General features: G+C 38.7%; 13 protein-coding genes. 3 read left to right on the top strand and 10 right to left on the bottom strand.

Annotation, left to right across the window (positions count from 1 at the left end; genetic code table 11):
* Positions 1-32 precede the first annotated feature (32 nt).
* From BCL90_RS17410 to BCL90_RS17400, 3 genes are all read left to right on the top strand, one after another.
* Positions 33-800 carry an exodeoxyribonuclease III gene (locus tag BCL90_RS17410; protein ID WP_121285284.1) on the top strand — a complete coding sequence of 256 codons (768 nt, stop codon included), beginning with the start codon at positions 33-35 and terminating at the stop codon, positions 798-800.
* 90 nt (positions 801-890) lie between these two features.
* Positions 891-2,132: an imidazolonepropionase gene (hutI, locus tag BCL90_RS17405; protein WP_121285283.1), complete on the top strand. Its 1,242-nt coding sequence runs from the start codon at positions 891-893 to the stop codon at positions 2,130-2,132.
* Entirely contained in the window at positions 2,125-3,096 is a 972-nt protein-coding gene (locus tag BCL90_RS17400) for a formimidoylglutamase (protein WP_121285281.1), read from the top strand. The genes hutI and BCL90_RS17400 overlap by 8 nt, the downstream gene beginning before the upstream one ends.
* A 141-nt stretch (positions 3,097-3,237) precedes the next feature.
* On the opposite strand, the gene BCL90_RS25760 is transcribed toward BCL90_RS17400, so the two are convergent.
* The 10 genes from BCL90_RS25760 to BCL90_RS17355 all read right to left on the bottom strand — a co-directional run bounded on the left by BCL90_RS25760 (position 3,238) and on the right by BCL90_RS17355 (position 11,815).
* Positions 3,238-3,396, bottom strand: a complete 159-nt coding sequence (locus tag BCL90_RS25760; protein WP_157255332.1) for a hypothetical protein — start codon at positions 3,394-3,396, stop codon at positions 3,238-3,240.
* A 10-nt stretch (positions 3,397-3,406) separates the two neighbouring features.
* Positions 3,407-3,967 carry a 5-formyltetrahydrofolate cyclo-ligase gene (locus BCL90_RS17395; protein ID WP_121285279.1) on the bottom strand — a complete coding sequence of 187 codons (561 nt, stop codon included), beginning with the start codon at positions 3,965-3,967 and terminating at the stop codon, positions 3,407-3,409.
* A gap of 320 nt (positions 3,968-4,287) precedes the next feature.
* The gene (efp, locus tag BCL90_RS17390; RefSeq protein ID WP_121285277.1) at positions 4,288-4,848 is read right to left on the bottom strand and encodes an elongation factor P; all 561 of its coding nucleotides are present in this window, start codon (positions 4,846-4,848) and stop codon (positions 4,288-4,290) included.
* Between the two features lie 131 nt (positions 4,849-4,979).
* Complete coding sequence (efp, locus tag BCL90_RS17385; RefSeq protein WP_121285275.1) at positions 4,980-5,540, bottom strand: elongation factor P; 561 nt, start codon at positions 5,538-5,540, stop codon at positions 4,980-4,982.
* Between the two features lie 525 nt (positions 5,541-6,065).
* The gene (locus BCL90_RS17380) at positions 6,066-6,680 is read right to left on the bottom strand and encodes an ABC transporter ATP-binding protein (protein ID WP_121285274.1); all 615 of its coding nucleotides are present in this window, start codon (positions 6,678-6,680) and stop codon (positions 6,066-6,068) included.
* A 14-nt stretch (positions 6,681-6,694) separates the two neighbouring features.
* On the bottom strand, positions 6,695-7,162 hold the full coding sequence (locus BCL90_RS17375; protein ID WP_121286172.1) for a GNAT family N-acetyltransferase: 468 nt from the start codon (positions 7,160-7,162) through the stop codon (positions 6,695-6,697).
* Positions 7,163-7,205: 43 nt separating this feature from the next.
* Entirely contained in the window at positions 7,206-7,991 is a 786-nt protein-coding gene (lpxA, locus tag BCL90_RS17370) for an acyl-ACP--UDP-N-acetylglucosamine O-acyltransferase (protein WP_025141731.1), read from the bottom strand.
* Positions 7,991-9,403 (bottom strand): bifunctional UDP-3-O-[3-hydroxymyristoyl] N-acetylglucosamine deacetylase/3-hydroxyacyl-ACP dehydratase, encoded by a 1,413-nt coding sequence (locus BCL90_RS17365; protein WP_121285273.1) that lies wholly within the window; start codon positions 9,401-9,403, stop codon positions 7,991-7,993. Before BCL90_RS17365 ends, lpxA begins: the two co-directional genes overlap by 1 nt.
* Positions 9,393-10,469 carry a UDP-3-O-(3-hydroxymyristoyl)glucosamine N-acyltransferase gene (gene lpxD, locus BCL90_RS17360; RefSeq protein ID WP_121285272.1) on the bottom strand — a complete coding sequence of 359 codons (1,077 nt, stop codon included), beginning with the start codon at positions 10,467-10,469 and terminating at the stop codon, positions 9,393-9,395. The genes BCL90_RS17365 and lpxD overlap by 11 nt, the downstream gene beginning before the upstream one ends.
* A 122-nt stretch (positions 10,470-10,591) precedes the next feature.
* A complete protein-coding gene (locus BCL90_RS17355; RefSeq protein ID WP_166792094.1) occupies positions 10,592-11,815 on the bottom strand; it encodes an HD domain-containing protein in 1,224 nt (407 codons plus the stop codon).
* Positions 11,816-11,828 lie beyond the last annotated feature (13 nt).

Raw genomic sequence — 11,828 nt, 5'->3', positions numbered from 1 at the left:
GCTTCATCACCATTGAAAACTGAATTTAACTGATGAAAATTATTTCCTATAACGTAAACGGAATTAGGGCAGCAAGTACCAAAAACTTTTTTGGCTGGTTACAAGCCACAAACGCTGATATGGTCTGTTTGCAGGAAGTAAAGGCGCTGCCTGCGCAAATCCCTGAAATTATTGCACTGATTGAGCAGTTGGGTTATCACCATTATTGGTTCCCGGCAGAGAAAAAAGGATATAGCGGCGTAGCCATTTTATCTAAAATTAAACCCAATCATATAGAATTTGGCTGTGGTGAAGAATGGATCGATAAAGAAGGCAGGATTTTAAGAGCTGATTTCGATGATTTCTCCTTAATGAGCTTATATATGCCATCCGGGTCGAGTGGAGATGAAAGGCAGGTGAAAAAGTACGAATTTATGCGGTTTTTTGACGGGTACATCGGAGACTTGCGTAAAGAAATCCCAAATTTGATAGTAAGTGGTGATTATAACATCTGCCACACTGCTATTGACATCCATAATCCAAAATCGAATGCAAATTCTTCAGGGTTTTTACCAGAGGAAAGAGAATGGATGCAATTATTTTTGGATAACGGCTTCATCGATACTTTCCGTCATTTTAATAAAGACCCGCATCATTATACCTGGTGGAGCTACCGTGCCGGATCGAGGGGAAAGAACCTGGGCTGGCGTATCGATTACCATCTGGCTACAAGACCAATGGAAAGCCGCTTGAAAAATGTAAGGATTTTACCCGATGCCATACATTCAGATCATTGTCCGGTTCTATTGGAAATGGAATAATGCAAGATGTAAAATGGATCAGGGGTTTACAAACTCAGATCCTGACACTTATTACCCGATACTTTTACTCATACTTAATAAACGAACCAAATGCTAATCACCAATATAAAAGGCCTCGTAGGCATTCATCATAAAGATAAATTGGTGCTTCGTGGCAGCGAACTGTATCATTTGCCTGTACTTGAAAATGCCTGGCTTTTGATAGAAGATGGCCTGATCAAAGATTTTGGTGAGATGGGCTCAATCCCTTCTCAAATCTCAAATCTCCCATCTCAAATCTCGGCCAAAGGCAGATACATTTTCCCTTCCTGGTGCGATAGCCATACCCATATTGTTTTTGCGGCCTCACGTGAAGAAGAGTTTGCGATGAAAATCCAGGGAAAAACCTACGAAGAAATTGCCGCTGCAGGTGGAGGGATTTTAAATTCAGCCAATAAACTTCAAAAAGCAACAGAAGACGAATTGTTTGAAAGTGCTGCGATTAGGTTAAAACAGATGATTCTACAAGGAACAGGTGCGGTTGAGATAAAAAGCGGTTATGGCTTAACCACTGAAAGTGAAATCAAAATGCTTAGGGTAATCCGCAGGTTAAAAGATCAGTTTCCAACCCCTATCAAGGCAACTTTTCTGGCTGCACATGCCTTTCCAGCTGAATTTAAAAATGATCATCAAGGTTATATAAACTTGATTATTAATGAAATGTTACCTCGTATAGCAGAAGAAAACCTGGCCGATTATATTGATGTTTTCTGCGAAAAAGGTTTTTTCTCTGTAGAAGAAACCGATCAGATACTCAAAGCAGGAGCAAAATATGGTTTAAAACCTAAAATACATGCCAATCAGCTTTCTGTTTCGGGCGCTATTGAGGTGGCGGTTAACAATAATGCCATTTCAGTCGATCATTTGGAAGAAAGTAACGAGGAAACCATCGAAACGTTAAGAAATGCCGATACCATTGTAACATTACTACCTTCTTGTTCGTTTTACTTAGGTATTCCATTTGCAGATGCTAAAAACTTTATTAAAGCAGATTTGCCTATTGCTTTGGCTACCGATTACAATCCGGGATCGACACCTTCAGGGAATATGAATTTTGTGGTATCGCTGGGCTGTATTAAAATGAAAATGTTTCCGGAGCAGGCCATCAATGCAGCTACTCTAAACGGTGCGGCAGCAATGGAGATCAGCGAAAATTATGGAAGCATTGCCATTGGAAAAAAAGCAAATTTATTCATAACAAAACCAATGCCCTCAATAGCCTATTTGCCGTACAGTTTTGGTGAAAGCCAGGTTGATACGGTGATTTTAAATGGTGAGATTTATCATGGATAACCTTAAAATATATTCGCAAAGCGACATTGAGCATTTGATTATTCATCGTGATGGCGAAACCAAGCTTGGCGAGAGGGTTAATACTTATCGACATAAAGTAATCTCGGTAGAAGGATTAACAGCAAACAATTCTAGATTTGTATTGCTGGGTATCCCTGAAGATATAGGAGTAAGGGCAAATGCTGGTATTGCGGGAGCCGCATCGGCATGGCGCACAAGTTTAACCGCCTTTCTGAATGTCCAGTGTAACCGCTTTTTAAATGGTGAAGAAATTTTGGTTTTAGGGCATTTTGAAATTACTGAACCTGAAGATTCTTCTATTGAAGCTTTAAGAAATAAAGTAGCTGAAATTGATGAATTGGTTTATCCTGTTATAGAGAAAATTGTAGCTGCAGGCAAAATCCCAATTGTAATTGGTGGTGGTCATAACAACGCTTATGGTATGATTAAAGGTGCTTCTTTAGCATTTGAACGCCCGATTGATGTGTTAAATGTAGATGCGCATGCCGATTTAAGAGAGTTAGAGGGCAGACACAGTGGAAATGGCTTCTCTTATGCTTTAAAAGAAAATTACCTGAATAATTATTTTATGTATGGCTTACATCAGAATTATAACAATGAAGCTATTTTAAGCCAGATTGATAACAATCCAAAATTAAAAGCTGTATTTTTTGATGATATTTTAATGGGTGCCGATGCCACTGATTTTTTTGATGAATTAGGACCTGCTGCGGGTTTAGAAATTGATTTAGATTGTATCCAGAATGTGCTTTCGAGTGCTGAAACGTCCTCTGGATTTGCCGTTAACGATATTCGAAAACTGATTTTAACCCATGCTAAGAAATTTTCTTACCTGCATATATGCGAAGGCGCTACGCGTATGCTTGATGGGAGGGTGAGTAAGCTCACGTCTAAATTAATCGCTTATTTAGTGAGTGATTTTGTGAAAGCAAATATCTCTTAGGTTTAGGCGCCTGATACGAAAAAACACGGAGTATTTTGCGCGAGTCGTCATCCTGAACTTGTTTCAGGATCTTTCTTGCGGTAAATGCCTTATAAATAGACCCTGAAATAAATTCAGGGTGACGATTTGAGAGTAGATCCTTTACAAATGCTCCGCTTCATATTTCTCACCAGCCTTTAACATCAATTCAATCTGTTTCAGGTCTTCGGCGGTTAATTCTTCTTTTTCTTGTAATTCGAATACCGCAATCATATTGTCTTCGTACTGTTTTTCGGTTTTGATAACGATTTCCTGTGGCATGCCGGTAAGCTTAAAATTTTATAATTCCTGTTGGTGTTATGCAAAAATCTAATTTGATGTCGTGTTCATTTACATCATCGATTTTTTCAATTGCAGGATGCAAAGATAAACCTATTTTCTGAGCATTTATATCCCGGAGAAAGCGATCATAAAAACCTTTGCCATAACCTACACGGTAACCTTGTTTATCAAAGGCTAACAGCGGAATAATTACCATGTCTATTTCTCCTTCGTGCAGATTTCCTTTTTGTGGCTCCAAAATGTTGTAAAGGTTTTTTTTCAGGTCTTTTTCGCCCAGGTATTCGTGGTGGGTCATCAGCGCTGTTTCAAAATCAGCCTTAGGTACAATGATTTTAGTTTCAGGATGGGTTTTGTTCAGCCATTCGATCAATAAAAAAGTATCCGGCTCTTTTTTTTCTGTAATGGGTAAAAAGATATGCAGGGTTTTAATTTGGCTAAAATCGAGTGTTTTAAACTGTTTTAAAAGCGATTCGTTTAACGCATGATGGTTGGGGTCGGTTAGCAGTAACCTGTCTTTTAACGCTTGTTTTCTGATTTCGGCTTTAAACATAAAACAAATATAATATTTTTCAAACCTCTTAGGTTTCGAAAACCCGCGGGGTTTTGTAATCTAAGATCTAAAGGCTTTGGTTAAATAAACCCGATTGTAGTGGTAGCTGCCGGCTACACGCCGGCACTACAAAGGGAGCGGGACTGTTGTAACCCAAGCACACGAACCCTGATTTTCCAAAAAAATGACCATCTAAGTCACCTAAGTAATACCTAAGAGATGCGGTTTATTTAGCATTATGGGTTTAACCCTCACAGATTTTGAGGAACAAAAAAGCCTCTGAAATTAAATTTCAGAGGCTTTTAAATGTGAATTTGAAATTATTTTACACGCTCAACATATTCGCCGGTACGGGTATCAATTTTAATTTTATCGCCTTGGTTTACGAACATTGGTACTTTAACTTCAACACCGTTTTCTAATGTTGCTGCTTTTAATGCATTTGTAGAAGTATCACCTTTAACAGCAGGCTCAGAATAAGTAATTTCGAATTCTGCAAAGTTTGGTAATTGCGCCATAATAGCTTCATCGCTTTCCATAGAAACGATGATGTTCATGCCTTCTTTTAAGAATTTAATAGCCGAACCAAATAAAGATTTCTCTACATTAAACTGCTCGTAGCTGTTGTTGTCCATTACTACCAAATAATCACCTTCTTCGTATAAATATTGGTAATCACTGGTTTCTACGCGACAGATTTCTACAGCCTCGTCGGTATTCATACGTGCCTCAACAATTCTGCCCGATTTAATGTTACGGAATTTACCGGTGTAAAATGCGCCACCTTTTCCTGGTGTACGGTGATTCCATTCGTCAACAGTAACCAGCTCGTTGTTGATACGAAGAATGTTACCTGTTTTAATTTCTGATGCTTTTGCCATATTGTGTTATCCTAAATTGGATTTATATTTCAGTTTTTCGTGACGGCAAAGGTAAAATTATTTTAATAAAAACCTATAAAGGTTTAAGGGATAAGGCTTAGGGTTTAAGGAAATCTAAGCCTTCAATTTTGCTATTTTACCCGCTCGATATATTCGCCGGTTTTGGTATCAATCTTCACCTTATCTCCCTGGTTAATAAATAATGGAACCCTAATTTCAGCGCCAGTTTCTACAGTGGCATATTTCTGCGCGTTGGTTGAGGTATCGCCTTTCACAGCGGGTTCAGAGTAGGTGATTTCCAGCTCTACACTATTAGGCAATTGGGCGACGATCGGTTCATCGCTTTCAAAAGCAATGGTTACATTCATGCCTTCTTTCAGGAATTTAATCGAACTGCCAAAAAGCAGCTTTGGGATGTTGTACTGTTCGTAAGTGTTGTTATCCATTACTACCAGGTAATCGCCATCCTCATACAGGTATTGATAATCATTGGTCTCCACACGGCAAATGGTCACCTCTTCATCTGTCCGGAAACGGTATTCTACAATTTTCCCGGTTTTTACATTGCGCATACGGGCCTGATAAAAAGCCCTTAAATTTCCTGGAGTACGGTGGATATATTCTTCTACACTTACCAACTCTCCGTTAAAACGAAGCACATTTCCGCTTTTTACTTCTGATGCTTTTGCCATTTATAATGAAATATTGTTTTGTCAATTGTTTTGAATACCAAAGTTAAAAAAATGAATGATGATTTGAAAAGCGAAACCAGCATTAATCGGGTAGGACGGTCCCGCTTTTTCTTCAATCTTTTTGTAATTATATGTGCAAAATTATTGAAGTGGCTGCACCAAAAAGTATTTTCGTGCAATCGGGTTTAGCAATGTGAGGCTTGTGCACAAAATAATTGCCACCGAAACGACAAAAAACTCCGCATAAAAGAAATGCCTTTGGGAACCACTCCAAAGGCATAATCAACCTAAACCTCAAACTAAACTATGAAAAACTCTTTGCCTTTTAAGGGCTATATTTTTGATTCCGCAATGCGGAAAATATGAACGTTTCCTGGAAGAGATAAATTAAATAATTGTTTCTCTTTTTGGTGGTGCAAAGGTAAGAACAATTTATCAATTACAAAATATTTTTTAAAAAAATTATTTTTAGTACAAATGTATGACAAAACATACGTTTAAGAAAAGGCTTTTTTGGGTATTAACCTACTTATAGTCTGACATTTGTAGTTGTACAGAGCAGAATTCGTATTCTTGTATTTGATTTGAACCAATTATGGTAAGCCGCTCTTTTCCAAAATTTTCGATCAGTTCGCGGTACCAATTTATTCCCTGAACATCTAAATTACTCGTTGGCTCGTCTAAAAATAAAATAGGTGTATCCGCACAGCAGGCCAAAGCTAGTTTGGTTCTTTGCTTCATGCCTGATGAGAAATATTTAATTTCTTTGTTTGCCGCCTTTTCCAAACCTAATATGCCGATCAGATTTTTGGCATCAACTCCGGCAGCAAAATTTTTAAACTTAAAATGAAAATCAATGATCTCTTTTAGGGTAAAAGTTTCAACCAGTTCGAGATATGGCGCTGCCAAACTGATGTACTTGTAGATATTCTCTACAGGGATATCTTTTGTGTCTGAAAATGAGACTTCGCCCTCAGAAGGGGATAAGCTACCCGTTAGCACGCTTAATAATGTTGATTTGCCAGAGCCATTAGGGCCTAATATGGCATAACTATTACCAGAAGAAAATTCAGTGCTTAAATTCCTGAAAATCCATTCCTTATTAAACCTTCTGCCAACATTTTGTAATGTAATATTCATTTGCAGTAGGGCGTTTAGGGTTTAGCGCTAAGCGGTTTAGTCATACAAACGCTGTTATCAACGCCAATGTACTGGCCATAGTTAGGGATAATATGATATCCTACTTTTTGATAAAGTGCGATGGCTTCGGGTTGTTTTTTGCCTGTTTCGAGCACTGTGGCAGAAAAACCTATTTCGGTTGCCCAGTTTTCCAAGGCGGTTAAAATTTTAGCGGCTATGCCTTTATTTCGGTAGTCGGGATGCACAAACATCCTCTTTACTTCTGCTTCGGTTGCCGAGAAAGGTTTTATGGCACCACAACCAACGGGTACATCATTTTGGTAGGCAACAATCACTTCTTTAATGGCATCAACTTTGTTAAACTGCGCATAAAAAGTATGATCGTCACCATCTCTAACAGCTAAATCCTGATCCAGTAAGGCAACCAATTGTCTGAAATCCGTATGGTCTGAATCTGTTCTGATTAGCGTTAAATCACTCATGAATATTTGTTTTGCTTTAAGCTTTGGTCTCTTTGCTTTAGGCTTAGCTTCCCATGCCAAAGCCCTTCATTACCCCACGGTTAGAATTGCGGATAAAATCTACAATTTCATCACGAATTTCCGTTGGTTTAAATTCTGCTTCGATCATGTCTAAAGCTTTGGTTACGTTATTGTGCTTTACAAAAAGCACACGGTAAATTTCCTGAATCTCATCAATTTGCTCGTTGGTAAAACCTCTTCTACGCAAACCCACAGAGTTAATACCTGCATAAGAAAGTGGCTCTCGAGCCGCTTTAACATAAGGCGGAACATCTTTACGTACCAATGAACCACCAGTTACAAAGGCATAAGAACCAACTTTAACGAATTGGTGTATAGCAACCAAACCTGCCAAAACTACATTGTTTCCAATAGTAATGTGGCCAGCCAATGTGGTGCTGTTAGAGAAAATACAGTTATTTCCAACCTCGCAATCGTGAGCGATGTGTGAATAAGCCTGAATTAAACAATTACTGCCAATGGTCGTTTTCCATTTATCTTTAGTGCCACGGTTAATGGTAACACACTCACGTATAGTAGTATTATCGCCAATTTCTGCAGTAGTAATTTCGCCGGCAAATTTCAAATCCTGTGGTTCGCCAGAAATAACAGCACCAGGGAATATGCGGCAATTTTTGCCGATACGTGCGCCATCCATAATGGTCACGTTCGATCCGATCCAGGTTCCCTCTCCAATTACAACGTCTTTGTGTATGACTACAAAAGGTTCTATTACCACGTTTTCGGCAATTTTTGCCTGAGGATGTATATATGCTAGGGGTTGTATCATTATTGGGCGGGTTCTGCTTGTTTAACTTTTGAAATTTGAGCCATCATTTCGGCTTCGACAACGATTTTTTCGCCAACCATACCTACACCTTTCATCTGGGCAATGCCTCTTCTGATGGGTTCAAGTAAATCGCAACGGAAAACAATTGTATCGCCAGGAAGAACCTGTGCTCTAAAACGTACGTTATCTATTTTTAAGAAATAGGTTAAATAATTTCTTGGATCCGGTACGGTACTTAACACTAAAATACCACCAACCTGGGCCATTGCCTCAATTTGAATTACCCCCGGAAAAACCGGTGCACCAGGAAAATGACCCTTGAAAAACTCTTCGTTCATGGTTACGTTTTTAACGCCTACCACGTGGTTTTTAGAAAGTTCTAATATTTTATCAACGAATAAAAATGGCTGACGGTGAGGCAAAATATCCATGATCTGAACCACGTCATATAATGGTTTTGCACTTGGGTCGTATACCTTTTGTACTTTTTTGTTTTTCTCTTTTTTAATGGCTGCTTTAATCTTTTTTGCAAAGGCAACGTTTGCTGCATGACCTGGTCGGGCCGCCATAATGTGACCTTTTAAATGCATCCCAACCAAAGCTAAATCGCCGATCATATCTAACAACTTATGACGGGCAGGCTCGTTCTGGTAACGCAATTCCATGTTATTCAAAATCCCTTGCGGGGCAACATCAATATCTTTACGGTTAAATAATTTAGCCAAATGGCTCAATTCGTCTTTGGTAACCTCTTTATCTACAATTACAATGGCATTATTTAAATCTCCACCTTTAATTAAATTGTGCGATAACTGATATTCTAATTCGTGTAAGAAGCAGAAAGTGCGACAAGAAGCAATTTCTTTCTTAAACTCAGCAATGGTATTAATACCGGCGTGCTGGCTGCCCAAAACAGGAGAGTTGTAATCAATCATACACGTAAAACGGTAATCGTCTAACGGCATGGCCACAATTTCTACTTTTCTATCTTCTTCGGTATAGGTAATGTTATGTGGAATGGTAAAATACTCACGATCTGCATTCTGCTCAACTGTGCCTACTTCTTCCAATAAATCAACAAATTGGATAGAGCTTCCATCCATAATTGGTGTTTCAGGCCCGTCTAATTTAATCAGTATGTTGTCAAGATCCATGCCTACTAAAGAAGCCATTACGTGCTCTACAGTACTTACGCTTGCACCGTTTTGAGTAAGTGTAGTGCCTCGTGAGGTATCGGTAACGTTATCTGCATCGGCTTCGATAATCGGGTGGCCATCTAAATCAATACGCTGAAATTTAAATCCATGATTTTCGGGAGCCGGGCAAAATGTTAAAGTCACATTAGCTCCTGTGTGTAAACCTACACCAGATGCTGATATTTCTTGTTTAATCGTTTTTTGTCTAACGTTCATTGTGTATTGTATTCTTTTCCAGTTCAGCTGTAAGCCTTTTCAATTCCTCTTCGAGCGCGTTTATTCTTTTTTCTACATCCGGAAGATGTTTGAAAATTACCGAGGCACGCATCCAGTTGCGTAAGGGTTGCGCCGGACTACCGTGCCATTGTTTATTTTCTTCTGTGATGTTAAAATTTATACCGGCCTGAGCACCAATCTGTGTTCCCTTTGCTAAGGTTAAGTGACCGGCTATACCAACCTGCCCACCGACTACACTGTTTGGGCCTATTTTTGTACTGCCTGATATGCCCGATTGCGCGGCTAAAACAGTATTCTCGCCAATTTCAACGTTATGGGCAATCTGGATCAGGTTGTCGATTTTTGCACCTTTCTTTACAATTGTTGATCCCATTGTTGCACGATCTACAGTAGTATTTGCGCCGATTTCTACATCATCTTCAATTATGACGTTTCCAATCTGAGGGATTTTATTGTAAGTGCCGTCCTTTTGTGGGGCGAAGCCAAAACCATCGCTTCCGATAACCGTATTAGCATGAATAATAACCCTGGCACCAATTATTGAATTGTGATAAATTTTTACTCCGGGGAAAAAAGTGCTGTTATTGCCGATTTTAGAATTAGCGCCAATAAAAGTTTGCGCATTTATTTTACAGCCATCTGCAATTTCTACGTTTTCGGCCACATAAGCAAAAGCATCTATAAATACATTTTTGCCAATTTTTGCTGTTGGGTGTATATATGCCAGTTTATCAATTCCAGATTGTGCAGCCTGTGCGTTTACCGCCTCATTATATTTATCCAACAAAATGGTAAAGGCACTATAAGGATTTTCAACCCTTATTAAGGTGCTGGTATAAGGCTGAGTAGGAGCAAAGTCTTTTGATACGATAACAACTGACGCCTGAGTAGAGTACAAAAAGTTTTCGTACTTAGGGTTGGAAAGAAAAGACAAAGAGCCTTCTTTCCCGTCTTCTATTTTAGAAAGTTCAGTAACGGCTACATCAGGGTTACCATCAATGGAACCGTTTAGAAACTGACTTATCTGCGTGGCAGTAAATTGCATCGTACAAAGGTATGTGTTAAATTGATATGAACAAAAAAACCTGCTCGGGTTAAAGGGTGTATATTTTACGCAATAATAAGACTTAAAACGGCACTAAAAGTTAAATATTTTGTTAAATAACCTTAAATCCCTCTGGGATAACAGAGGATATATTTTTCTACAGTTTTTTGCAGCGACTCCAGATTAGACAAATCAGAGGCTTTTGCAATATCAACAATGTCGTTATTTTTCATCAAAATCTTAATATTTCCAACTCCTGCATTATATGCGCGGTTTTGAATAGAATCGGTGAAAACAAAATACCGGGCTTCTTCTGGCTTAATTTCTAATAAACTGACTGCAGCATCCTGCAAAAAGTTTACACGGTCGCTATTTGCCATTTCGTTGCCCATTTCCACCTTATAAAGATTTCTGGAAGTAAGCATTTTACATAATGCAGACAAAATTTTATCATCATGTTTGGTCCAAACCTTAACGGCAGCATAAATATCCTGATCATCAAGGTTGGTAAAATGCTCTAAATTTTCGTGCTGTGCAAAGAAATTAGCCTCGTTGATATCGTTTTTTAGAAAATAATTTAAGGATGGTGAAGCAAACAAGTTTTCGCCTGCTGCGGATAATTCTTTTGCACGTTCTAATAATTTCACCAAGATCATCTCGCCTGATATTACTGTTTTGTGCAGATAAACCTGCCAATACATCAGCCTGCGGGCAATTAAAAATTTCTCAATGGAATAAATGCCTTTCTCTTCAATCACTAGGTCATCATCGTAAACATTAAACATTTTAATAATCCGATCGAAACTGATTACGCCTTCACTTACGCCTGTAAAAAAACTGTCGCGGTTTAAATAATCCATTCTATCGAGATCTAACTGACCAGAAATCAATTGATGAAGAAATCTTTTAGGGTAGGTGCCGTTAAAAACCTCAATCGCATGGGTTAAACGTCCGTCGAAGTGTGCATTCAGATCATGCATCAGTTTTGCGGAGATATCTTCGTGCCTGATTCCGGTAACCAATGAATGTTCTAATGCATGTGAAAAAGGGCCATGGCCGATATCGTGTAATAAGATGGCCAAAATGGCGGCTTCTTCTTCGCCGTCGGTTATGGCATGTCCTTTACTTTTTAAAAGATTTATGGCCAGACTCATTAAATGCATCGCACCCAAAGCATGGTGAAAACGCGTGTGCAAAGCCCCCGGATAAACTAAATGGGTCATTCCAAGCTGTTTGATATAGCGCAAACGCTGGAAATAAGGATGTGAGATCACATCGTAAACCAATTCAGATGGGATACTGATGAATCCGTAAACCGGATCATTTATTATTTTCTTCTTGTTCAATCGTTAAAAATAG

Source organism: Pedobacter alluvionis (genome assembly GCF_003664035.1).
GTDB lineage: Bacteria > Bacteroidota > Bacteroidia > Sphingobacteriales > Sphingobacteriaceae > Pedobacter > Pedobacter alluvionis.
This window is presented reverse-complemented; position numbering and strand designations above follow the sequence as displayed.